Source organism: Pseudoalteromonas rubra (assembly GCF_005887115.1).
Classification (GTDB): Bacteria; Pseudomonadota; Gammaproteobacteria; order Enterobacterales; family Alteromonadaceae; genus Pseudoalteromonas; species Pseudoalteromonas rubra_F.
In genome coordinates, this window is the sequence record NZ_PNCJ01000015.1 from 32,774 (window position 1) to 56,993 (window position 24,220).

Sequence of the window (24,220 nt, forward strand, 5' to 3'; positions counted from 1 at the left end):
CGAATTTTATCCTAGTGTCTTGAAAGCAGCCCGTTGCCAGTGGAGTTTCGCATTGAGCGATAAAAATATAGTAGACAGCTTTATTCGCGTTGCGCGTATTATCGCCAACCTGGATGCCATTCTGGCTGAAGCCAAAAACTTATCATTAACCGCTAAAAATGCACGCGTTGTGGCACTTCGGGCGGGAGATTCTGCATCCGGTTTTAAGCCTATTACTAATTTTATTGATGAGTTCTCAGAACAAACCATTAAAACCACAACACACATCTCCACATTATCCAACCAGCTGTTCAAAATCGCGCTCGAGGCCGTGCGCAGTACACAGTTTGATTTACATGTTGATCAGGCTGCGACGCTGGCTACCACAGTGCAACTCGCAGCCTTACAGCACAAAGCGAAATTAGAACGACAGCAACAGACCAAGAAACTCGAAATCGCCCTGCTTGAACTGGAGAGTTTTTTTGAAGAAATTAACAAGCAGATGCGCAGTGCTGAATACATTGCAGTGACCAGTAGAGTGGAAGCATCGAATGCAGGAGAATTTAGTGACAGCTTGCAATCCGTCTCCGACTTTATTGCCAGTGCAGCCAGAACAATCAAGCAATCTGTCACCGTAAACTTAAATGAAATTCATACACTAAGAGGCACCTTGCATTGAAAGCGACACAACTGTTTCAGGCTCCCAGCCATACCTGGTTGATGTTTGGCCGGGATGAAGGAAAACCAGAAAAAATCATAGATACTAACCAGTATTTGGTAAAAGGAAAAGGTCAGGCCGTGCTGCTCGATCCGGGCGGCACTGAGCTTTTTTCACCTATGTTAGCCGCAATATTGCAACATATTGAACTCGAAGAGTTGACAACGTTATTCGCTTCTCATCAGGACCCCGACATCATTTCATCACTTGGGTTGTGGGATAAGGCCCTGCCGAACGCAACTCTACACGCTCCCTGGCTGTGGGAAGGGTTTATTCGTCACTTTGGCATGAATAACATCAGATATCAGGGGATCAAGGATGAAGGCGGGGAGATCCGTCTGAATGACGTTAGCTTAAAGCTGGTACCAGCACATTACCTGCATTCATCCGGAAATTTTCATGTCTATGACCCACAAGCCAAAATTCTGATGAGCGGTGATGTCGGCGCAGCACTGGAAAAAACGGATGCGCCCATATTTGTTGAAGACTTTGGCACTCATGTGAAACACATGGAGTATTTTCATCGTCGCTGGATGCCCTCTAACCGCGCAAAATCAAACTGGATAGCCCGCGTTAAGGAGCTGGATATCGACATTATGGCACCACAACATGGCCGCTTGTTTAAAGGAGACGCCGTCACCGAATTCCTTGAATGGTTTGCCAAGCTGGATGTCGGGATTGCAAGTTAACAGGGTACTGGTTTTTGAGTTACTTGTCGCTCCACACCGCTAATTCGTTACCACTTGGTTCAATGAAATGAAACCGTCTGCCACCCGGAAAGCTAAAAATGGCTTTATTGATAGTGGCCCCTGCTTGCTCTACAGCTTGCTGTGTTTGCTCGAGGTCCTGACTGTAGAGCACCAGTAACGGTGCCCCCTGATCCTGACGTGCAGACAACTCACTTTGAAAAAAGCCCCCCTCCAAGCCAGACTCACTAAAAGCAACGTACTCTGGGCCATATGACTGAAACTGCCAGCCAAATACCGATTCAAAAAATGCCTGTGTCGCAGTCAGATCCGACGCTGCAAATTCTACATAGTTTAAGGCATGGTGTGTCATGGTTTTTCCCTCTTAATTTTTATGATTCTACCTTAATGTTCAAAGCTCGTTCATTGACACCAGTTTGAGATAGCGTACTGAGCTGAATTTGCTCCATCTTAGCGCTATGGCATGATAGAGTGCCAGAAAAAATAGCATATTGACGATGAATACTTTGCTTCGCTTACTTTTAATAGGTTTGCTCATGACCCTGACAACCCAAGGCCACAGTGCCACGGTATCACCTGAATTACGCCCTCTGATTGGCCAAAAACTGATGCTCGATTTGAGATACTTTTGTGAACAAGGCAAAGGAGCCCAGTGCAGAGAGCCTATGACGTCTCTGCCACCGCAGCTAAGAGACATCCTCCGTGAATATCATATCGGTGGGGTGATCCTGTTTGCCGAAAACGTTCAGGAAATTGACCAGATTGTCGCGCTAACAAGTCAGCTGCATGACGCTACTGAAGTCCCTCCCTTTATCGCCATTGATCAGGAGGGTGGCAGAGTCGCCAGAATCAACCGTGCCGAGGCAACCTCATTCACGGGCAATATGAGTATTGGTGCCAGCTATGCGAAACACGGCACCCACTATGCGCATGAAGTCGCCTCTGTGATAGGAAAAGAGCTGGCAGCGCTTGGGATCAATGTTAACTTCGCCCCCACTGTTGATGTCAATGCCAACCCGGACAATCCAGTCATCAATGTACGTTCATTTGGTGAGAGCCCCGACATGGTCGCAAAGCTTGGCGCCGCACAAGTTAGGGCATTTGAGCAACAAGGGGTTATTTCAGCCATTAAACATTTCCCTGGCCATGGTGATACCAATGTAGACAGCCACACAGGGTTACCTCGGGTCAATCACTCTCCTGATCAAATTTACCAGCAGGATATCGCACCATTTGCGGCCATCATCAAGCAGCACGCTCCGGGTATGCTGATGACAGCACATATTCAATATCCCGCTTTAGATGATACGCAAATCCTCAATAAACGGGGTGAGAAAATGCTGCGTCCAGCCACCATGTCACGCAAGATAATGCACGATTTACTGCGGGGTCAACTGGGGTATCAGGGTGTGACTATCACGGATGCACTCGATATGGCCGGGATCAGTGACTTCTTTGCTCCTGAGCAGGCTGTCATAGAAACCTTTGCCGCCGGCGTAGATATCGCGCTCATGCCTTTTGCGATACGCAGCGCAGAAGATATCAGCACATTCAGGCAATTTATGGACAAACTTTACCAAACAGCCTCCACCCGGCTAGCGGTCTCTGAGCTCAAACTTTCAGCCAAAAGAATTAGTGAACTCAAAGCTCGTTTTTTACCCGAAAAACGTCACTTATCAACCGCCATCGCTGAATCAGTATTGGGTAACCCCCAACATCGTAAAGTAGAGGCCGAACTTGCGCTGGCGGCCATTACCGAAGTGAAAAATGATAATCTATTGCCACTGACAATTCGCGCTAATCAACACATTCACCTGATCATGCCTGACAAACAAAAAGCCACGGCGCTGAAACAAGCTTTACAGGCTCACTCCGCACACCCACTCACTGTGACAGTGTCCAGTTTGCAAGGGTTTGATCCACAGCAAGCAAAGTCAGATATCCAGCGTGCTGATTGGGTGATTGCCGGGCACGCCTCCCCGGCACAAAGTGCTGCCGAAATTGGCGGGATGGACGACCTGGCCACATTAGCCAAATTTGCGGTAAACGCAAAAGCCCAGCCAGAGGCCTTAGAAGCGTTAATGATATTCGCCCAAGCGCAGAATACACCGACAGTTTTCATCAGCTTACGCGCACCGTATGAAATCACTCGCTTTGCCCCATACAGCCAGGCCGTACTGGCAAGCTATGCGTATAACGTAGATGTTGAAACCGAGCGCCGGGTGAGCGGCCCCGCTTACACAGCCCTTGCACAAGTGATTATGGGCAAGGCCACAGCCAATGGCACCCTCCCGGTCAGCATAGACAAACAGGCAGATTAATCGTATCGGCCTATAATATTGGGGAGATGTTGTTAAATCAGCCTGTTATCTGATGAGGACAAATATGGACCCCAAGGCATCACTCACTGCACCTAACGCTATTCGTGCCATGATCCGGGCCGGAGATTACTCCGGCCCCACCAATGGTTTTGTACCTGGTTTTGCCCAATGCAATATCTTAATCTTACCAGAAGCCAGTGCATTTGAATTTCAGACCTACTGTCTGCACAATGCTGATTGCTGCCCGTTATTGGCAAGCAGTATTTCGCCAGGCAATTATCACCTGGAACAACTGGGTCAGGATATTGATATACGCACAGATATTCCACGCTATCGTATACTTAAACAAGGCCAGCTGACCGAAGAAGTTTCTGATATTATGCATCTATGGCGGGATGATTTTGTCGCTTTTGCGCTGGCCAGCCATCTCGCATTTGACACTGTTTTACACTCTTTTGGCATTGCCAGCCCACTTGCTAATCCGACTCACTCTTTGCCAATGTACATCAGCAATATCGAAAGCCATCAGGTTGGGCCGTTTGGGGGACCAAAGGTGGTCTGCATGCGCCCTATGAATAAGCCGACATTGATCCGTGCAATTCAGGCCGGCTCTGTGAGTCGGGTACCTCACGGTATCCCGGTTCATTTTGGTGACTCCGGCGAAATAGGAGTTACCAACCTGAGTAAACCAAACTTTGGCGAGCCGCTTTGCATTAGCTCAGGTGATATACCCGTATTCTGGACCACCAGCTTAACGGCGCATCTTGCCATCACTCGGGCTGCACCAGAGTGGTGTATTATCAACAGTCCACAACACCTGCTGGTGACAGACAAAGCGGATCTCAGTCTTGTTATCAGCTGAGTTAAGCCTGAGGCCTCTGCTCTTTTCTGTCTGCTGATACTCTAACCTTCAACAATGATCCGTGTTAAGGTTCAATAAAAACCAAACATAAGAGCAACTCATGCTGTTAAATTGCGATTTAGGCGAAAGCTATGGCGCCTGGAAAATGGGCTTGGACGATCAGGTTATGCCTCATATTGATCTGGCCAACATAGCGTGTGGATTTCATGCAGGCGACCCCAGTGTTATGGCATCTACTTTGACACTAGCCAAAACGCATAAGGTCGGGATTGGCGCTCACCCCAGTTACCCTGATCTGCAAGGGTTTGGACGTCGCTCTATGACCCTCAGTGAAAATGAGCTTATCAATACCTTGCATTATCAAATAGCGGCATTAGAGGGAATGACACGCGTACACGAACTGAGGCTGCAGTATGTTAAACCACACGGCGCACTGTACAACGACATGATGCGCGACGAAGGTATACTTATCCAGGTACTCAAAGCAATGTCATTGTACCCTGCGCAGTTAAAGCTAATGATTCTGGCAACGGCCAAGCAAGATCATCACGCGCGTCTTGCGTCACAATTTGGTGTGGAGCTGCTGTTTGAAGCCTTTGCAGACAGGCTATACACCGATGAAGGGCTACTAAGCCCTCGCTCACAGCCCAGTGCAGTGCATAACGAAGCCCAACTTCTGGCACAGGTTAAACAACTGGTCACTCAAGGCACAGTTACCACTGCCAGCGGGCGCTTACTGCCGCTCAAAGCAGATACACTTTGCGTTCACGGTGACAACCCTGACAGCATTGCACAAATTGTCGCCATCAAAGCACTTCTTTTTCACACCTAAACAATAACTCATAAGGAAAATGTTGTGATAGAAACCCCAAGACTCTTACTCAGACCTTTAATCAATGAAGACTGGCCATTTTTCCTCTACCTGCACCAGCAGCCTGAGGTAATGCGATTTATTAAAGACCTGCCAGGGCAAGATTTTATTCGTAGCCAATTTAATCGTCGTCTGCCTCGCTGGCGAAAGCAACAAAACCACTGGCTAACATTGCTGATTGAAGACCGCCAATCAGGAGCACCAATTGGATTGCATGGTTTTCTATGCAACTGGGTGCCCTTCCAGCAGGCAGAGCTTGGGTTTATGCTTGATCCGGCACATCAAGGTAAAGGGTACGCCAAAGAGTCGACTAAAGCGGTGATTGACTTTGCTTTCAACGAGTGTGGTTACCACAAACTAACGGCAACCGTCACCGAAGGCAATGAGCCTTCTTTTAACTTACTGACCAAATTAGGCTTTGAGCTCGAAGGCACACTCAAAGACAACTACCTGCTCGGTGGAAAGTGGTGTCATGACCAGAAGTTTGGCTTGATCACACCAAACTAAACGCAAATGACGCAGCCGGAACAAGATACCGATTGCGTCGTTTTTGCCGAGTTACATTAAAATGGCCCTGTAGTATCTTGTGGCGTTTGCCACAGACTTGACCAGACAAAATTACCATGCACGTAGTAAATATGATCATCATGTATCACACCGCGGTCATCTCCCGACCAAACATAACCCTGAAGCTCTATGTCGGATTGCGGTTCAATGACACTGCTGCCTATATACTGTAGCTTTGGCGTTTCACCACTGTGCACTTCAAATGCGGCTAATTCGCTGCGTCGATACCAGGTCACACTGTTGTCACTCTCCTCCTGAGTAAGCCAGCTTTCTACAGGTAACGTCATTCTGAAGACATCTTCGCTGTGTTTTATGTAGCTAAATGCATGGTAGTCAAACTCAACAGGGCTATATCCGCCAGGAAATATTTTTTCCTGCAGCAAGGTTGGCGCGCCAATATCGCTGATATCAAAAAGGCTTACTTTTGCCCCTATCTGGTCATCATTCTGAGCAACAGGGTCGATAAACCAATCCTGCACATTCTGGCCGACCCCTATCAGCAGCGTGTCTGAAATCGGGTGCAGGTACGCTGAGTATCCAGGTATTTCCAATGCACCTGTTATTTTAGGATCATTTCGCTCGCTGAGATCGAGCACATACAGAGGATCAATCAGACGGAATGTCACGATATAGGCTTTATCACCAAAAAAGCGCACCGCATAGATATCTTCCTCCACCAAGCCACGGTCAGAGACTTTCCCGATTGGCGTAGGCCGGGTGTTGTTGGGCAACTGGCTGATCAGTGACAGATTATCGCCTTGCTTCTCCAGTATATACAGTTTGTGCACCATGCCGTTCATCTCAGTAAACCGTGACGTCACTACACGCAGCATATCATTGTGTTCGCTAAAACGAAGGTTGGTATTTCCATTGCCTAATCGACCGGCAACTCTACCTGATGCGCTGTAAGTCACGGCATCTTCTGCCAGACTAAATTGATGCATTACAGTCTGAGCCGGGTCATCGAAGGTCGCCTCCTGTGGATCGTAATAATAGCCGTAAAGGTAAAGGTTGTTCTGTGACATGTAGATCCCTTTCGTTCGGCTAGCAATACATGCGGATGTAAATGAGTCGGGATCGTTTAACGATACACGTGTTACAGAGGTAATTTGATGATACCCATTGAGCTCTGACGCTTCTTCTGGCACATAGCAAGTCGACGGGTCTACCAGTGCCCGTTTAGTACCAGCCTTGATATCAGTCACCTTAGGCAACAATTCAGAAATATCTGTCTGTATTATTTTTTGGTAGTTAATCAGGCTAAGGTCTTCTCCACCGTGTTCAAACCCGTTAAAACTAGCTGAAAATTCACTGACCAGATACAAAGAATCGCCGATGACGCGCGAGTCTACCAAATTGCCGTCAAAACGTAGCTGATGCGTGATGTTGCTCTGCGCAGGGTCTTTCACATCCACAAGCGCCAACGTAAAGTCCTGAGTTACTGGTTCTGGTGCCACTGTGACAGCAAAAATACCATCAATCTCAGGCGTTATCCCAAACATGCCTCTCTCATTACTAAGTACGACGGCGAGATTATCCTCCTTCAGGTAAAGGCGTTGTTTCGAATAGTAATCCCTACTGGCTATCAAACTGGAAAGTGGCGTAAGCTCCCCCGTTTCTCCGCGTTTCAGAATGCGTATAGACTGCTGGTGTTCCCCTTCTGCCGCCTGAAAATCCGTCGTGTTTGCAATATACAAGTAGTCACCGTCATACTTGATCCGGTCACTCTCATCTACTGCCGATTCCTGTACATTGGTGGTGGAAAAAGTGGGAGATACGTCAGAAGTCGGAGCCGAGATTGCTTCTGAGCCGTCTGATACGTCTGACGCCCCTTGAGACAGATAAACACCATTTTTAAGATAAGTAGTAAAATCCTCTGCACTGGCTTTTCGTAACTTTTTAGCACTGGCCTCGCCAGTAGATAAATCTGGCACTTTATCTGGTAGCGTTTGCTTACCACCATTACCCGGGTCCTGAACGGAAGAATTACTGTCGCCCCCTGAACCACATGCGCTGAGCAACGCTATCGAAAGCGCGGCTGCAGTGAGCTTTAATTGATTAGAATTTAACATTGGCTATCTCCTTGGGATTAAGTATGAGCATAACCATACCTGTTTGCCACAGAGTTGCTGTTACTCCAGCCATTCGAAATGTTATTTAATGTAACTCTTTCTGGTAATTAGTAATTTAGTTGGTAAAGTACCACTGTGTAAAATAGGGAGCGGTGAAAAAGTGAAACGTCTGCCAGGTATGATTGGCTCAGTGTTGTTCAGTAACCTAGCTTTTGCTAATTGCGACACACAGCCCGAAAACTGTATTGAGGTATCACAATGGCAAATTTCAGTGGCCGTGGGTGCGGGCATTGCGACAAACCCACTGAAAGATGGAGAGCACTCCCCACTGATCGTATTGCCTTATGTCAGCTACTATGCCGATCGCTTTTTCCTTGATAATACGGCAATTGGTTACACATTTATCGACCAGCAGTCGTTTGATATCAGTTGGATTGCGGAGCTTAACTCAGAGCAGGCTTTTTTTACCCGATCCCGGCCCGGTACACTGCTACGCTCAAACACACTTTCTCCCGACATAAGTGAACGCGTAGAGCTTCCTCAGACCAGGCTCCCCTCAGATAATGGAGGTACGAATACTGATAATGAAGGCAATATCAGTCAACCCCAAGAGGTCAACAGCTATGTTCAGGTCATTGACAGTGATCACACACCAGAACAGATAAAGCTCCCGTCTTTAACTTTTGAGGATCTAGCTAAACGTAAATGGGCCATAGACAGTGGTATTCTGGCGCATTGGTATGTCTCAGAACAACACAAGCTAACAATACGCCTACTACACGACATCAGAGGTATTTATAAGGGGTTTCATGGTTCCCTTGGGTACAGCTACAAACTGCCGTTTGGTCACCCTAAATATGCGCAATTACAGTTTAAACTGGGTATAGACTATAAAGACTCTAAGTTAGGTAGCTACTATTACGGCATCACTGACAGAGATACCGAGCTAACACATTTCCATTATAATGTAGGCAGTACCGTTAACCCCTATGTAGGTATCGCTTATAATCACAAACTAACTGAAAACTGGCAATTCAAATTCACGGCAAAGCATCAATGGCTTGGTTCAAGCATAGCTAACAGCCCCATCATAGAAGAAGGCTATACAACATCAGTCTTCATCGGAGGCTTATATGCGTTTTAGCCGCCTTCCTTACAGCCTGCCTGTTGGGATGTTTTTATGGTCTGCATGCTCCGTGCAGGCTAGCGCTGAGCCTCCCCCACTATTTGAAATTAAACCGCTGGTATGTATGGTTAAAACACAGGGGCAAACCTGCCAAATGACGATTAGAGTGAATTGGCATCATTCGGTCCCTGAGAACCTGTGTCTTTACCAGGCAAATAAGCAATTGCATTGCTGGGAAAGCAGCAATCAAGGCACAGCCAAGTTGGCAGTGAAACTTGCGCAAAATATGGAATTTAGCCTGAGAGATAAAAAACAGCATACCCTTGCCAAGAAGACCGTGAAAGTCAACGCTGTAGTTAGTACTAAGTACCGTAGAAAACTGAAAACAGATTGGAGTTTATTCTAATGACCAACGTCATTCTGGTAGAAGATGATGAAAGACTCGCTCAACTTACCGGGCAGTTTTTACAAAGTAATAATTACAATGTCACCCTGATCCATGATGGGGCTATGGCGCCAGAAAAAATCGTGCAGGAGCAGCCTGATGTAGTGATTCTCGACATTATGTTGCCTAATCTTGATGGCTTTGAGATATGTCGGAGGATCCGACCTGATTACCCGGGACCAGTCTTATTTCTAACCGCAAAAGACAGCGATTTCGATCACGTCCGAGGATTGGAAATTGGTGCGGATGACTATGTAATTAAACCCGTTGAACCCTATGTACTGCTGGCCCGGCTGAACGCTTTGTTGCGTCGTCAGGGCAAACAGACTGATAACACAGATACACTGACCTTAGGCCAGCTTCACATAGATAAAGCAGCCAGAAAAACCTATCTCAGTGAACAAGAAATCGAACTGACCAGTTATGAGTTTGATCTCCTGTGGGAGCTTGCTAGGAATGCGGGAGAGACCCTCAGTCGTGAACATATATATACTGAGGTTGTTGGCAGGCCTTACGATGGCTTAGATCGCAGTGTAGATGTACGGATTTCCAGATTGCGTAAAAAGCTCAATGACAACCTGGAACAACCCTACCGACTTATTACCGTTTGGGGCAAAGGCTACCTGTGTTCAAAATCTGCGTGGGATTAAAACACAGTGCTGCGATTGCTTGTTAGCTTATACATTGTGGTGTTTGCCAGCATCATTGCCATTAACCAGGGGAGTGAAGCTGTCTGGCGTAATTGGGTTGAACAAGCACCTGATGATTTACGTCACGCAACGGCGGTAGCCACGCACTACAAACACGCATTAACACAGTTAAGTGAAGAAGATTTAACGTCGTTTTTCAACAATGAGACACAGCTAACCGTCTTTCCATACGAAGACGTTGCCTGGTTGCCAGAGCAACTGGAGGCACTCAAAAACGGGGAAATCATCACGTCTTTTGATGATACTGGAAACGCCCTCCTTCTGTTCGTGGTCAATAGTACTTCGGTTGTGCAGCTTGGTCCTTTTGCACCAGCGCAATCTGCCACAACAAAGCAATATACAATCAAATTTCTCTCTTTCTCGCTCTTGGCACTGCTATTAGTGCTGTGGCTCCGGCCTCTTTGGGTAGATCTGGTGCAGCTAAAGCGCACATCCGAAAAACTTGCATCTGGCTCCCTTGATCTTACTCCAACGCGCTCGCGATTTTCTGCAATTTATACCCTGACCCAGCAAATCGAAAAAATGGCGTTGAAAACCGCCAGCCTGATGAGTAACCAAAAGCAGCTCGTAAATGCAGTCTCTCATGAGCTCAGAACGCCGCTCGCACGACTAAAATTTGCGCTTGCCATGCTTGCCCCCAAAGATCCTGAACAAGTCGCTGCCATGGAAGAGGATGTTATGGAAATGGAAGTGCTGATTGACGAGATGCTCAGTTATGCACGACTGGAGTTTGCCAATCAACAACTACATATGCAACGCTGCGATCTGGCACATTTGATCCAGGACCAAATTGACAAGCTTAGACGTACAACGGACAAACGCCTTGTCACCGATATCACATCCGATATTCCAGTAAAGTGCGATCCACATCAGTTATCCAGAGTGATACAAAACCTGCTGCAAAACGCCGATAAATATGGCCAAAGTAAAATCAAAGCCACCCTGACAACGCACCATAATATGGCTCGATTCATAGTGGAAGATGATGGTCCGGGTATTCCTGAATCACAACGTGAGCAAGTGTTTCAGCCATTTTCCAGACTGGACAAAAGCCGGAGTAAAGAGACTGGTGGATTTGGCTTGGGGCTGGCTATTGTCAGTAAAATCCTGTCCTGGCATGGCACCGTTTGTCATGTGGGGGAGTCTGATCTCGGAGGGGCCAAGTTTACGCTGGCGTTGCCATTGATTGCCGACTAGCCCACTGATATTAGAATTTAATCGACCCGCGCATCGCTTTTGTCTGGGCACGTTTGCTTTTACTGTCCAAACGCTTGCGCTGAGAACTGCGCGTTGGTTTAGTGGCCCTGCGCTTCTTTTCTACCTTTATGGCTGCGAGTATCAATGTCTTTAACCGCTCCAATGCATCTTCGCGATTCTGTTCCTGAGTGCGAAAAGTCTGTGCTTTAATGACAACCACACCCTCTTTGCTGATCCTGCTATCTTGCAAGGCCAGTAATCGCTCTTTATAGAAAGCGGGTAAGGTTGAACGTTTGATATCAAACCTCAAGTGAATCGCAGAGGAAACCTTGTTAACATTTTGCCCGCCAGCTCCCTGCGCCCGGATCGCTGACAGTTCAATTTCCCAAGCAGCCAGTTCAACATTATTTGATAGCTTTAACATAGTCACCACAATTCACGTCTATGACCACTATCATAACAATTTGCGGATAGGTGAGTCTATCTAAGCTCACCAAGGCGGGTAGTAATCGCAGGAGATACGCTGGCGGCACGAAAAGCGGGTGCCAAAGTTGCAGCCTGACCGAGCAACAACATACACGCGCCACCGATAGTCAGGAACTCTGCAGGCACAACGGCAAGCTCGAACCAATTACTGAATTGAACGTTCAGCAGCATAGCCGCAATACACCCCAGACCAATACCCAGCGCCGTCAGTAATGCATTCTCAAGCATAAAATACCCGACTATGTGCTCTTTTTGAGCTCCCAGAGCCCGTCGGATCCCTATTTGCCTGCGACGCCGGGTAACAGCAAAACGCGCCTGACCAAACACACCCAATGCCGTAACCAAAGACAAACCGACAACGACCCACAGCAATGTCATGCTGGCCGAATATTCAGCCTGATAACTGTGCTGCTTTACCTGATCAAACGTTTGTAATTCTTCAATTTTTCTTCCATGACGCAGCATAAGATAGTCAACAGTTTGCGCCATAGCCTCCGCCTGCTGGCCTTGTTCTGTGCGTACCAAGTAATAAACGTACTCACTAGTCTCTATTACCGGCGCAAGCACACTGTGTTCCACAACAACCCAAAAGCTCCAGGCAGCCTGTAAGGTTTTCACTACTCCCCGAACCTGTTGTGGTCGCTTGTTAATATAGATAGTCTGTCCTACTACCTGACGCCAGTCATCGGGATAAAGTGCCTGAGCGAGCGCTCGGGTGATGATGATCTCAGTTGCAACCCGAAACCCGTCTGTTTCTGCAACCAGCGGTGTCTGTGAAAAACCCTCTCCCGCAACCAGCTCTAACCCCATCGTATCGAGTAGGGAGTTATCACCTCCATAATAACCACTGAAGGTATCGTATTCACTATCGGCCTGAGTCGCGATTTCCAGAAGGCGCCCCCAGCCAGTCAGAGGCACACCCGATGTAACTGACGCAGAAGTGACGCCTGGCAGGTTTCTTATTGCTAGCAAATCTTGGTCAATATCCGCAGCTCTTGCTGTGGCTTCTGAGGTCAAATTAGTTAGCACGTAAAAGGTATGTTGTTCATCCAGTCCACTTGGACGCGATAATAAGCTGTGCTTGTGCAACGCCATGTAGGCGGCATTCACTAATATCATAAACGTCAACGCTATTTGCAGCACAAATAAAGAAGGTGCTGTGCGGCTGTAATTCAACGTTTTAAGGATCGGTAACAGGTCTCTCATGATTGCCCCTTTACACACTGTTAAGCTGACTGGCGGGCTCTATACGGCTGGCACGAATAACGGGTAATAAACCAAATAATACGCTGGCAGATATCGCAATTAAGGGGGTTAATACCACTATAAACAGATCCATTTGCATAACATCACTACTGAGGTGTTGATAAACCTGACTGCACACCTTAAGCCCCAGCTGCGCCAATATCAGCCCTAGTGCCCCTCCAAACGTGCCAAGTAACAGAGTTTCAATACAAAACTGATTGAATACCTGTCGTTTGCTGGCCCCGACTGCGCGTCGCAAGCTTACTTCAAGAGTCTTAGTGTGGAACTTAGCCATCATCAGGTTCGTACTATTAAGCAGGCAAAGTATCAAAAAGCATAGTGACAACCCCAATGCCATATGGTTATCCTGAGAAATGGCTTCACGCTGAGTCAGATACTCCATCGGGGTGCTCAACTTATTAATGATTTTGCGTTGAAATCGCCCTGACGCCCGCTGCTCCTGAACATAGGCATACAAAAACTCTTCATATTCGAGGCGCTCAGACGGCCCATTGAGCTCAACCCAGAAGTAAACCCAGACACACTCCGAAGACAAGAACGCTTCGAATGAGCTATCTTCCGGATCACGCCAACACTCAAAAGCTTGTAAATTCGACGACCATAGCTCATTGCGCACTTGCGTTTCAAAGGGAATGAACACATCTCTGGGCTTGCGAAAAGCACGCATCGCTTCACCATAAAACCTTGGCAAGATGGGCCAGTTGTCAAGGACAGCAACAATTCGGTACTCCAGCGCTCCCAGTCGTATAGATTGTCCAACTGAGTTTTGTCCATTAAATAGTCTCTGATTTACATCTGCACTGATAACGGCAACCAGCTCGCCTTGCCTGTCCGCCTCAACTGACCAGGGACTGCCAAACCGAATTGGTGCGTCAAATGCGCTGAAAAAGTCCCGACTGGTCGAACGTACCAAAGCTGTTTTTGCATCAGAGTCAGCCTGCTGTGGCAACTTAAGTTGATCTCTATAACCACTGATGGGCACATGGCGCCTCGCTTGGTCCGCACGCCACAAGTTTTGCATGTCCTGATAGGTAAGATAAGGAGGAACCCGTTCATCTTCTCCCTGACTGTAATAGGCTTTTTGAGGGTCCCAACTATTGAGCTGAACCAGATAAAGAGCGTCGGCTTTACCTGGTACGGGCTCTTTGTTCATCATATAGCTGATGGTGTAAGTTATCATAGTTGCGGCAATCCCGACCGCAATCGTGACCACGATTAAGGAACTTAATAGAGGAGTTTGTTTGAAGCTTATCCAGGCCAGTTTGAAATAGTATCTCATCAGCATGCTCCCTCCACATAATGTGACGCTTATTAATCGCGTAAGACTGGCGCGAGCACTGCTCTACTCGCGCGCTGTTTCATAAAAATTTTACTGAATGACCCTCACACGCTCAGCACTATTAAACATACGAGTGTCTGAGATAATGACGGTATCTCCAACCGTCAATCCGGACAGAACCTCCACCTGCCCCAGACTTTTTGAGCCAAGGCTGATAGATTTTTTAACAGCACTGCCATCATCAAGTACATAGGCATACTTACCGCTGTAAGCGTCGACAAACTGGCCACGAGGTAAATAAGTCACGTCAGACTTTTCTTCCAGTACAATACGACTAGTCAGACGTTGATTTTGCCTGAGGCCGGTAATGTCAGTTTCTTTGAAGCGTATCTTACCCTCGACCTGTCCGCGCACAATCTCAGGTGATATGGCAGTCAATTCGCCAGCATACGCCCGGCCATTTAGCGTAATTTGTGCCGGCATGCCCAGCGCTAAATCATCCGCATAGTTTTCCGGGATATTGACCTCAACCTGATAGTGAGATAAATCCACAACACTCAGCAATGGCTGGTTTTTCGCAACCGAATTCTTCTGATCAACACTCAGGTTGCCGACAATACCATTTACCGGAGAGCGAATTTCCAGCGATGCAACGCGCCGCTGTAACTCATCAACCAGTACTTGCTGAGCTTGCAATTCAATTGCACGCGTCTGGATCTCAAACTTCTGGCTTTCTTTTAATAAGGCAATTTCTTTGACTGCAAGACGGTGCTCTCGCTGCGCATTTTCCAGCTCATCTTTGGCTTTTTGATAGTCAATATCACTGACGACCTGGTTCTTCCTGCCCTCTTCATTACGGCGCATTTCTCGCTTTGCTGCATTCAACGCCACCATGGCTTTACCTAAATAGTTTTCTTGTGCCAAGTCTTGCTTCTTCGCCTGAATTTTTTCTCGCTCTAGCTGAGTGCCCAATCGAGTTAGTTCAGCTTGTTCTTGCGCCAACAAGCTCTTCAGTTCAGGGCTGTCTATCTGAGCCAGCGGTTGGTTAATTTCGACAGAATCTCCGGCAGTCACAAGATAAGTAACCGTCCCTTCTGCTGGACTATATAACGTGGGTCTGCGCGCTGCGATTACCCGCCCCTGTACTGAAATATCTCTGACAAATTCACCACGACGTACTTGTGCAACATGAATATTGTCCATTCTGACTGCACTCTCACCACTTGCCCATGCAAGCATCTGAGGAACAACAAAATATAATGAAATAATTACACCAGCGATGATCAGGAAATAGCGTTTATAATTGTGTTTTTTCTCTAATTGACTGTCCTGAGCACTGGTATCATCGATATACTGCATCTACTACGTCCTTGAAAATAAAAAGTGTTGATCAATACCGAGTCTGAAAATAGCAAAAGTCAAACTAAATGTCACCAACAATAAACATTTTATTAATATTTTACTTGTACAGAAAATTGTTTTGGGGACATTGTTTACCTTATATGGTTAATTTATACACCAGCTGTAGAGTAGTGAGGTCAGAGATGTCAAGTGAAGGGCTTGAGTCAAGGGGAAAGCGCGGCCTCCATGCCGCCGCAAGTGCTTGGGAATAACTGTAAATACTGCATAATCGTAATCTAACCTGGACGCCACCTCCTATTCTGCACAGTTAGGGTCAAATAATTTATCTACTTTGTTAAAAATTCTGTTCAGCCTCACGCGGCTCTGTTGAACTGACGTGCCAACAGCAGTTCACTGTCGCGTAAAGCACGTTTGATCACCTGCATCATGTTTTTGCCTTTGGCCCGGACAGAGACATTCGGTAACCCAGGCAAGAGCACTTCCACCTTACAGATTGTCAGCATACCGTGGCGCTGACAGGGTTGCTCATCCACATCTATCCGCACTTTGCGGATATGGGCCGCGTAACGCATAAATTTGTTAGTTGCTAGTCTGGAAAGCTGCGACTTTGTCGCCTCTGCAATGCGCTTACCCGTTGCTCTGAAATTCAGTTTCATAATGCTATCAACCTCTTGAACAAAGCCAGTCAACAAATTGGAGTTAAACTCATATTGTTGCGTCGTTGAGGTTAATCTACTAATGTATTTAAAAAGAAAAAAGCTGATAAATTCTTAGCAAAACGTCGAATATTACGAATGATTACGAACATAAATTATAACCACCTGTACTACTTTTGGCAGGTAAGCCGACACGGTAGTATCGCTGCGGCAAGTAAAATACTACACCTGACACCTCAGACCATCAGTGCTCAGATCACCAGTCTGGAGCAACGGCTTGGCAAACAGCTGTTTTTAAGAGAAGGACGAGGGCTAAGACTGACCGAATACGGGCAACTAACACAGCAGTATGCGGATGACATGTTCGCCATTGCCGAGGAGTGGCTGGAAACGACCAAAGGGGATCTTGCGTCGATTAACCGAACGTTGAAAGTGGGTATTTCAGATGCTCTGCCAAAGTCACTGGTATCAAAGTGGCTCGCGCCTTTGATTGACAATGAACGGATTTCAAATCTCCACTGTATTGACGGGCAACAAGCCGAGTTACTGGCGCAAATGGCCACACATAAGCTGGATCTGGTATTGGCAGACAAGCCTTTAGATGGTGATACCCCATTTAAACTCTTTTGTCATGAGATTGGGAAAAGTCAGATCGGCTTTTATGGCGCGAAACACTCTCAGGCCATAAGCAGCGATAACTTTCCAGCCGCGCTCGCTGAAACGCCGATTATTTTACCAGCGAAGAACAGCCCGGTGACCAGTGCAATTCAATACTGGCTTAACGAGCAAAAAATCGAGATTTCGGTTGCAGGACATGTAGATGACAGTGCATTAATGAAAGCGCTTGGCCAACAAGGATTTGGTGTATTCCCTGCACCTTTGTCTGTACGTGACGAAATTGAACGTCACTACGATGTGAGTTTTATCGGTGCAATCGCCAACGTTTACCAGAACTACTATGCCTTTACACCAGACAGGCTAATCAAGGACTCTATTTACTCTGAGTTTGTTCAGCATGCCAGAAGTATTGATGACAACAAGGAATTGACGTGAATAAACCAAAAATAGCCATTCAATATTGTGTCCTGTGTCAGTGGTTACTACGCAGCGGCTGGCTTGCCCAGGAGCTGCTGTCTACCTTCTCCGACGAGCTGGCTGAAGTTGCATTAGTCCCAGCCAGCAAGGGAGTCTTTAAAATCTATTATGATGACACCTTAATCTGGTGTCGCGAGCGAGATGGAGGCTTTCCCGAAGCAAAAATACTAAAACGCCGGGTACGAGATCAGCTAGATCCCGAGCGTTCAATGGGCCACATTGATACTTAGGTCATCATTACCCCAACGCATAGATGGGCTGTTTAATTCAGTTACCCGCAGGTTTAACGCCATGGAGAGGTTACGTTTTAATCCAGATATATATTAAAGCTTAAAGCGCTCAATTAACTGGGTTAGCCGAGCCGCAAAACCGCTCAATGACTCGCTGTCTTTGGCCATAAACCCCATTTCCTGCGAGTTACGAGAGGCTGTTTCCTGCACCTCTTTCATCAGGCCTGCGATACGCTCACAGTGCACGGCCTGATGATTTGCAGCATCCAAAACCTGCTCACTCAATACCGTAGCCTGCTCAATCGCGTCACTGACTTGTGACATATTACTTGCCAGAACTTCGCTTTGCTCTGCACACTCCTGTACATCTTGTTGCCCGCTTTGAATTAAAGTCGCGGTCGAATGGGTATCAGCTTGCAGTGCCGCAATCATTTTGTTGATCTCCTGAGTCGCATTTTGTGTGCGAATGGCCAACTGTCTCACTTCATCTGCCACCACCGCAAAGCCCCTTCCCTGCTCACCAGCTCTGGCGGCTTCAATTGCAGCATTGAGCGCCAATAAATTCGTTTGCTCGGCAATAGCGACAATGGTGTCCAGGATTTGACCAATACTTTCACTGTGGCTTCTAAGTCCGTCCATCGCACTGACCGATTCAGCCATCCTGCTATTCAGTGACATGATCTTCTGCTTGTTTTGCATGACGCTTTGTGTTGTTTCATGGTTCAACGACTGGGCGCGCTTAAGCCCGGCTACGCCATGATCTGACTGCTCTGACACATCAACAGCACTGCGGGCAATACTCGATGCAATACTGAGTGCATTGCCGGTACGCTCTACCTGAGCAGTCGCTCGACTGGTTAATGTCTGACTACGTTCCAAGGATGTGCCTGCGAGACTCTTTAATTCATGTACCTGAGTGTCTATCTCTTCAAGTAAACCACTCAGATTTTGTTTTACCTGATTAATATTGTCAGTCAGCGTGCCAAACTCATCATCCTGACGCTTAACTATTTGTCGTGAAAAATCGCCATTTGCAATATATCTGAGCATCTTGTTTACAGCAGCCAGCGGGGTCAACATAGCGCGGCTGGTGGAAAGTGCAATCCCGATTGCAAGCGCAGCAAATACTAATACTAATAATAAGGCCGCATTTTTAGCCTGCTCGATAATCAGATCGGACTCTTGCTGATAAACATCAAACTGGCTTTGTGCATGACTTTGAATGCTGTCTATCTGAGAAAACAACGCCTGAAATGCTTGCTCTGCTTGCTGATAGCTCTGCGTAGCCATTTTCTGTCCTTCATGACGACGAGCCAGTGCCTGATACAAAGTCCCCGGCGCTTTTAGCTGCTGAGCTATTTTCTCCCATGCAGGTTCAAACTGCTGCAACAAAGGCTCTACAGGCAACCCGGCAGACTGACGTTTTAGATAGGTAAAATTATCACTGATGTTATCTACTATAAAGCCAACATCCTCACGGTGATTGGCAAGGCCACCAGGTCCAACCTGTGCAAGCGATTGCACATTATTCTCCAGTGTAAATAACAGATCGTCTATCCTGATCCCAGTTCCCGCCACTTCATCTCTCAAACGGCTGTTGGATGTTTCTATCAGTTCAATATCCAACATTGCCGAGCCAGCTGCGTTTCTTTGTTTAAAGAAATCTGTCACGCCTTGCTGGATATACGTTGTTGCCTGAAACTGACTCAGTCGAGCTTCAAAGAGGGTACCTGACAAATGCAGCAACTCTGAGCGGATCAGGTTTACTTCTCGCAAGGGTTGTGTCAGCCGCTGATTCTCTTCAGCGCGCGCCTCTAAATCAGCCAGTAACAATTGCGCTCGCTCCTCCGCCTGACTAAACGCCAGCTTTACTTGCCTGACACTACTTTCATCGTCTGCACTGTATGTTTTTGAAACCAGGTTTCGAATTCTTAGCTGTTGTTGCAGAAACTGTTCTGCGGAATGTAAGATAGGCTGGGCGGTGTCGGTTACCTTGTGATTGGCATGCTGGATTTCCAACAGTGCCCAGTATGCAAGTCCACAGGCTGTGACCAGCAACATGCCGATCCCCCCAAAGCCCAGAGTAATTTTGTGTTTAATGGAAAGCCGCAACGGCAACATGGCTATACCTTCCTATGCTGCCGTCTCAGTAAATCCTCGACGACGGCGCTAAATAATCAAGTTGTTTAATAAAATATATAACACAAACATAGGAAAAATATTGTATTTAGAAACAAAATAACTGATTTTCGTTGCAAAACCACACCACTTCGCGTTACCTGACTACTTATTGGCATCTTTGCGTATTTGCTCAAGCAAATCTTCATCTCCAATCATGCGTTGCATCAGACTGTATACCTGACTGTCGATATCATTATTGTAGAGCTTTAATATGTCGTTGGCCAGTTGCCGCTTCAAACCCGGATACTGCTCATCATTAGCCTGATAGTATTGCGCCATCAGACCTTCCGCAGCCGTAGCGCGCATGTAATCGTTACTTTCCTTTTCGACAATATCAAGCAAAGAGCGCGCGATGCGTCCATCTACGACCGGTGTTTGAGCTACCACGTCCAATGCCTGAACGCGCAATTTATCGTCGTACTGACCACGACTGATTTTGATAACTGCATCTACAGTATCATAGCTCATAGTGTCCATTTGCGTACGATTTAACACATACATATTCATCTGTAGCTGCCCCATAGCTGACAGACGATCTATCACTGGTAAACTCTCGTCCAGTACCTTTTGTTGCAACTGTTTAGACAATTTATCTGCGTACTCAGGATCAGTCTTTAGGCGCATTTCATAATCATCAGGCAGATCTTCGTAAAAACCATAGACGGGGTTGCTTTCACGATGTTCTGCCCTCTCTCGCTGTTCTTTCTCTTCCAGAATAGCCAATACTGATTCTTCGAGAGATTGAGCAGCCCCAGGCGCTGAAAAGGCACGATTTTCCAGCTCTAACACACGCTCCTGCAAATAGCGTACTTGTTCTTTTAACTGCTGAATGTGCTGCTGGCTTTGCCCAGATTCTTCCGTTCGATCAACTGTAAACTGCTCACTTTGCGACGCAGGGTGCTCCCGGTCTCCTGATAAAGTCAGGTGTTCAAGATCTTGATCTGGCGGTTGAGTAAAGTGGCTATAGAGCGCAATGCACAGCGCACTGATTGAAAAAGTAAGCGACAGTGTGGTTTTTAATTGTGACATATATTTCCTCTCAAGCCTGGCAATCTACACAAAAAGCATTGCTTTTGCATCGAGAATACTGTTAAAAGTTGTACCTCTAAAAAACAGACCGGCAAATTAACAAGGATTCAGGATGGTAGCCCGCTGGAACACGATCAACATAAGTGTCTTCATCATCGCATTGGCAATGTTCGACCTGCTTTTAACCCTGCTCGGCGTTTGGTCTGTGGAAGGAGAGACACGCGTCTGGGTTTTGAGTTTCGAAGCGCTGACTCTGCTCTTACTACTGTCCAACTGCCTAATAATAAGACAATCAATCTATCGACATCAATACGCAGACCGTTGTCGACTTTTTGCGAATATGGCTTTTCTTTCCATTTTATTTTGTCTGGCCGGCGACCTGGTTAATTTCAACCTGACGCAAAGTTACTTTGAACACGGCACAGTAGTAAAACACGATTATCTGGCAGATTCTGTGTGGTTTTTTATGCCGGGATATATGTTCTTATTTTTGGCTTGCTGGTATTTGTTGAACTACTCAGGTGTTCAGGTGATTTACTTCATACTTGCCGCGCTGTTCACTGCACTACTGGCGTTGTGCAGTTACCTGTCTATGCACCTGCCTGACAGTGGCTGGTATGTTACGCTCCTAACCGGTGGCTACGCCGTGTTTATTGCTCAGGCTGCCCTGCTGGGTTTTTGCCTGCTAACCCGTTCCAACCTGCCAAAAGTGCCCAGATACTGCCTGGCGCTTGGCATGATACTCGCCACGGTGGCCGACGCACTCATCGGACAATTTTGGATTTTTGGCAATGAGGGGCAAGGTTATTATCCACAGATCAGAGCAATTAATTGGGTATTTTATATCACTTCACAGGCCATCGTTATCCATTTACCCCTTGTTGCACTTACTCAGGCTCATAGCTCAAGCCGTACCTGTGCAGCTGATGCAGGTTTTGCAAAGTAATAGCCCTGAATGTAGTCACATTTTTGCTCCAAAAGAAAGGCCAGCTGCAGCTCTGTTTCGACCCCTTCTGCGACCACTTTCAAGCGCATATTGTGAGCCAGGCTAATAATGGCCCGCACCACCATCTCGCACTTTTCATCTTCTCCCAGCTTGCGAACAAACTCGCGGTCTATTTTAAGTGTGTCAATCGGCAGATGTACCAGATAACTGAACGATGAATAACCTGTGCCAAAGTCATCTATCGCTACGGCAATCCCCAAACGTTGAAAGGCATTAAGAATTTCAATTGCCTGTTGGGGGTTTTGTATCATCATCCCTTCCGTTACCTCTACTTCGATGGCATCAGCCGGCAATTGATACTTTTGCAGCAAATAAAACACCATTTCGGGCAACTCCTCTCTCTGCAGTTGCTCCATCGACAAATTAACCGCAATGCAGGGCGGATTGAGCATGTCGGATCGCCATTTTTTTGCCTGCAAGCAGGCCTGTTCAACAACCCACTCACCTACTTTGTTGATCAGTCCCATTTCCTCCAGTTTGGGAATAAAAACATCCGGACCCACCCTGTTACCGTCGGCAGGAAACCAGCGTAGCAGAGCTTCTACCTTGTTGACTTTGTTATTTGCAATGTCCCACTGCGGCTGATAGTGCAACTCAAACTCCTGATGCTCGATGGCCGCCCGTAGCTTTTGTTCCAGCTCAAGAGATTCCAAAGCTTGCAAATGCAGTTCTTCGGTGAAAAACTGAAAGTTCTGCCCTCCCTGCTTTTTGGCCCGATACATTGCCAGTTCAACTGCTCTTAATACACTGACGCTGTCTTCACCTGCACCAGGGAAACGCGCTATGCCAATGCTCGGGCCAATGTAAATTTCGTTACCCCGAATATGGTAAGCACCCGATAAATGACTAAGCAAATGCTCAGCAAGTACAGCCTCGTTTCTGACATGCTGTTCAATAAAATTCTCCAGCAGAATCACAAATTCATCGCCGCCTATCCGAGCAACAATATCACCATCACTGACCGTTTTTACAATCCGGTGGCCCACTTCCTGAAGTAAAATATCACCCACCTCGTGACCAAACTGGTCGTTGATCTGTTTAAAATGGTCTAAATCAAGATGGAGAAGTGAAAATTCCCGACCATGCCTGAGACTACGTTTAATCGCCTGCTGCAAGTGCTTTTCGAAAGTACTGCGATTGACCAGACCTGTCAGAGTATCAAACTGAGATAAACGACTCAGCTGCTCTTCAATACTGCGCTTTTGGCTAATATCCTGAAATGCGATAACCACACCAAACAAAGTATTGTTTTCATAGATGGGCGTGGCAATAAACTCAGCTGGAAACATGCGTTTTTCGTTATCCTTGAATAACCCGTATGAATCCCGATAGGTATACCCCTTGGTACAGTGCTCAAATATTTTGCAATTTTCCCAGTTTGCAATCCCGGCAAGCGATGTAGATAAACAGATGAACTCCGCAATATCAGCACCCACTAACATATTTTCATTTAAGCCCAGTATTTTTTCGGTCGCCGGATTGGTATAAGTGATACGACCCTGTGTATCGACTCCTAAGATCCCCTCACCAATTGACTTCAATAGGAGGCGGTTCTTGTTTTCAAGCTCCTGAATATCATGAAAAGATTGTAAAAGCTTCGTTCTTTGCTGTTCCAGTTCAAGAAAAACCTGCACTTTGCTGTATAAGGTGTGGGCATTGATGGGTTTAAACAAATAATCGACCGCCCCCACCTCATACCCCTTAAACTCCAGTGCTTCGGTATGATCTGCGGCAGTGATAAAGATAATTGGCGTATGCTTGGTCTCATCATTCATGCGCAGCAAAGCGGCCGTTTCAAAGCCATCAATGCCTGGCATCATCACATCCAGCAGAATCACCGCATACTTGTGCCGTAATACCAGCGACAATACCTCATGACCCGACTCGGCAGAATGAAAATTGGCACGCATATCTGCAAGGATTTTTTTCACCACTCGATGGTTTTCGGGCCTGTCATCAACAATTAAAATCGTTGGTTTGGTGCAATCGTCTTTATGCACCTGATTTCGCTTCAGTGCTTCCATAAATCATCCTGGTTTGTTTCTTTCCAGCTTC

23 protein-coding genes are annotated in these 24,220 nt (G+C 46.8%); 13 read left to right on the top strand and 10 right to left on the bottom strand.

Annotation, left to right across the window (positions count from 1 at the left end):
• Positions 1 to 52: 52 nt before the first annotated feature.
• Both CWB98_RS10910 and CWB98_RS10915 read left to right on the top strand, forming a co-directional pair.
• On the top strand, positions 53 to 658 hold the full coding sequence (locus tag CWB98_RS10910) for a chemotaxis protein (protein ID WP_138544902.1): 606 nt from the start codon (positions 53 to 55) through the stop codon (positions 656 to 658).
• On the top strand, positions 655 to 1,386 hold the full coding sequence (locus tag CWB98_RS10915) for an MBL fold metallo-hydrolase (RefSeq protein WP_138544903.1): 732 nt from the start codon (positions 655 to 657) through the stop codon (positions 1,384 to 1,386). The genes CWB98_RS10910 and CWB98_RS10915 overlap by 4 nt, the downstream gene beginning before the upstream one ends.
• Positions 1,387 to 1,405: 19 nt before the next feature.
• Here the strand turns inward: CWB98_RS10915 and CWB98_RS10920 are convergent, their stop codons facing one another.
• On the bottom strand, positions 1,406 to 1,756 hold the full coding sequence (locus tag CWB98_RS10920) for a VOC family protein (protein ID WP_138544904.1): 351 nt from the start codon (positions 1,754 to 1,756) through the stop codon (positions 1,406 to 1,408).
• 184 nt (positions 1,757 to 1,940) lie between these two features.
• On the opposite strand from CWB98_RS10920, the gene CWB98_RS10925 reads away from it, so the two are divergent.
• From CWB98_RS10925 to CWB98_RS10940, 4 genes are all read left to right on the top strand, one after another.
• Positions 1,941 to 3,725 (top strand): glycoside hydrolase family 3 protein, encoded by a 1,785-nt coding sequence (locus tag CWB98_RS10925; protein WP_138544905.1) that lies wholly within the window; start codon positions 1,941 to 1,943, stop codon positions 3,723 to 3,725.
• Positions 3,726 to 3,789: 64 nt separating this feature from the next.
• Entirely contained in the window at positions 3,790 to 4,587 is a 798-nt protein-coding gene (locus CWB98_RS10930; RefSeq protein WP_138544906.1) for a D-glutamate cyclase family protein, read from the top strand.
• 100 nt (positions 4,588 to 4,687) lie between these two features.
• On the top strand, positions 4,688 to 5,419 hold the full coding sequence (locus CWB98_RS10935; protein ID WP_138544907.1) for a 5-oxoprolinase subunit PxpA: 732 nt from the start codon (positions 4,688 to 4,690) through the stop codon (positions 5,417 to 5,419).
• 24 nt (positions 5,420 to 5,443) lie between these two features.
• Positions 5,444 to 5,965, top strand: coding sequence for a GNAT family N-acetyltransferase (locus tag CWB98_RS10940; protein WP_138544908.1), 522 nt, complete (start codon positions 5,444 to 5,446; stop codon positions 5,963 to 5,965).
• Between the two features lie 56 nt (positions 5,966 to 6,021).
• Here CWB98_RS10940 and CWB98_RS10945 read toward each other — a convergent pair whose 3' ends face one another.
• Positions 6,022 to 8,097, bottom strand: a complete 2,076-nt coding sequence (locus tag CWB98_RS10945; protein WP_138544909.1) for a beta-propeller domain-containing protein — start codon at positions 8,095 to 8,097, stop codon at positions 6,022 to 6,024.
• Between the two features lie 160 nt (positions 8,098 to 8,257).
• On the opposite strand from CWB98_RS10945, the gene CWB98_RS10950 reads away from it, so the two are divergent.
• From CWB98_RS10950 to CWB98_RS10965, 4 genes are read left to right on the top strand one after another with little or no spacing between them, the layout of a single operon-like run.
• Positions 8,258 to 9,241, top strand: a complete 984-nt coding sequence (locus CWB98_RS10950) for a MipA/OmpV family protein (protein ID WP_138544910.1) — start codon at positions 8,258 to 8,260, stop codon at positions 9,239 to 9,241.
• 28 nt (positions 9,242 to 9,269) lie between these two features.
• The gene (locus tag CWB98_RS24725; RefSeq protein WP_432765887.1) at positions 9,270 to 9,629 is read left to right on the top strand and encodes a DUF3019 domain-containing protein; all 360 of its coding nucleotides are present in this window, start codon (positions 9,270 to 9,272) and stop codon (positions 9,627 to 9,629) included.
• Positions 9,629 to 10,318: a response regulator gene (locus tag CWB98_RS10960; protein WP_138544912.1), complete on the top strand. Its 690-nt coding sequence runs from the start codon at positions 9,629 to 9,631 to the stop codon at positions 10,316 to 10,318. The genes CWB98_RS24725 and CWB98_RS10960 overlap by 1 nt, the downstream gene beginning before the upstream one ends.
• A gap of 6 nt (positions 10,319 to 10,324) precedes the next feature.
• Complete coding sequence (locus CWB98_RS10965; RefSeq protein WP_138544913.1) at positions 10,325 to 11,575, top strand: ATP-binding protein; 1,251 nt, start codon at positions 10,325 to 10,327, stop codon at positions 11,573 to 11,575.
• A gap of 10 nt (positions 11,576 to 11,585) precedes the next feature.
• Here the strand turns inward: CWB98_RS10965 and arfB are convergent, their stop codons facing one another.
• The 5 genes from arfB to CWB98_RS10990 form a co-directional block, all read right to left on the bottom strand.
• Positions 11,586 to 11,999 carry an alternative ribosome rescue aminoacyl-tRNA hydrolase ArfB gene (gene arfB, locus CWB98_RS10970; protein ID WP_138544914.1) on the bottom strand — a complete coding sequence of 138 codons (414 nt, stop codon included), beginning with the start codon at positions 11,997 to 11,999 and terminating at the stop codon, positions 11,586 to 11,588.
• 56 nt (positions 12,000 to 12,055) lie between these two features.
• Positions 12,056 to 13,267 carry an ABC transporter permease gene (locus tag CWB98_RS10975; protein WP_138544915.1) on the bottom strand — a complete coding sequence of 404 codons (1,212 nt, stop codon included), beginning with the start codon at positions 13,265 to 13,267 and terminating at the stop codon, positions 12,056 to 12,058.
• A gap of 10 nt (positions 13,268 to 13,277) precedes the next feature.
• Positions 13,278 to 14,606 (bottom strand): ABC transporter permease, encoded by a 1,329-nt coding sequence (locus CWB98_RS10980; RefSeq protein ID WP_249364665.1) that lies wholly within the window; start codon positions 14,604 to 14,606, stop codon positions 13,278 to 13,280.
• A gap of 90 nt (positions 14,607 to 14,696) precedes the next feature.
• The gene (locus CWB98_RS10985; protein WP_138544917.1) at positions 14,697 to 15,965 is read right to left on the bottom strand and encodes an efflux RND transporter periplasmic adaptor subunit; all 1,269 of its coding nucleotides are present in this window, start codon (positions 15,963 to 15,965) and stop codon (positions 14,697 to 14,699) included.
• A gap of 356 nt (positions 15,966 to 16,321) precedes the next feature.
• Positions 16,322 to 16,624, bottom strand: coding sequence for a hypothetical protein (locus CWB98_RS10990; RefSeq protein WP_138544918.1), 303 nt, complete (start codon positions 16,622 to 16,624; stop codon positions 16,322 to 16,324).
• A gap of 138 nt (positions 16,625 to 16,762) precedes the next feature.
• On the opposite strand from CWB98_RS10990, the gene nhaR reads away from it, so the two are divergent.
• Entirely contained in the window at positions 16,763 to 17,677 is a 915-nt protein-coding gene (gene nhaR, locus CWB98_RS10995; RefSeq protein WP_138544919.1) for a transcriptional activator NhaR, read from the top strand.
• Positions 17,674 to 17,949: a SelT/SelW/SelH family protein gene (locus CWB98_RS11000; RefSeq protein ID WP_138544920.1), complete on the top strand. Its 276-nt coding sequence runs from the start codon at positions 17,674 to 17,676 to the stop codon at positions 17,947 to 17,949. Before nhaR ends, CWB98_RS11000 begins: the two co-directional genes overlap by 4 nt.
• A 93-nt stretch (positions 17,950 to 18,042) precedes the next feature.
• Here the strand turns inward: CWB98_RS11000 and CWB98_RS11005 are convergent, their stop codons facing one another.
• Both CWB98_RS11005 and CWB98_RS11010 read right to left on the bottom strand, forming a co-directional pair.
• On the bottom strand, positions 18,043 to 20,070 hold the full coding sequence (locus CWB98_RS11005; protein WP_138544921.1) for a methyl-accepting chemotaxis protein: 2,028 nt from the start codon (positions 20,068 to 20,070) through the stop codon (positions 18,043 to 18,045).
• Positions 20,071 to 20,232: 162 nt separating this feature from the next.
• Positions 20,233 to 21,159 carry a hypothetical protein gene (locus tag CWB98_RS11010; protein ID WP_138544922.1) on the bottom strand — a complete coding sequence of 309 codons (927 nt, stop codon included), beginning with the start codon at positions 21,157 to 21,159 and terminating at the stop codon, positions 20,233 to 20,235.
• A gap of 112 nt (positions 21,160 to 21,271) precedes the next feature.
• Here CWB98_RS11010 and CWB98_RS11015 point away from each other — a divergent pair, with 112 nt between their 5' ends.
• Positions 21,272 to 22,105 carry a hypothetical protein gene (locus tag CWB98_RS11015; protein ID WP_138544923.1) on the top strand — a complete coding sequence of 278 codons (834 nt, stop codon included), beginning with the start codon at positions 21,272 to 21,274 and terminating at the stop codon, positions 22,103 to 22,105.
• Here CWB98_RS11015 and CWB98_RS11020 read toward each other — a convergent pair.
• Complete coding sequence (locus CWB98_RS11020) at positions 22,057 to 24,189, bottom strand: EAL domain-containing protein (RefSeq protein ID WP_138544924.1); 2,133 nt, start codon at positions 24,187 to 24,189, stop codon at positions 22,057 to 22,059. The genes CWB98_RS11015 and CWB98_RS11020 overlap by 49 nt on opposite strands.
• Positions 24,190 to 24,220: the final 31 nt, after the last annotated feature.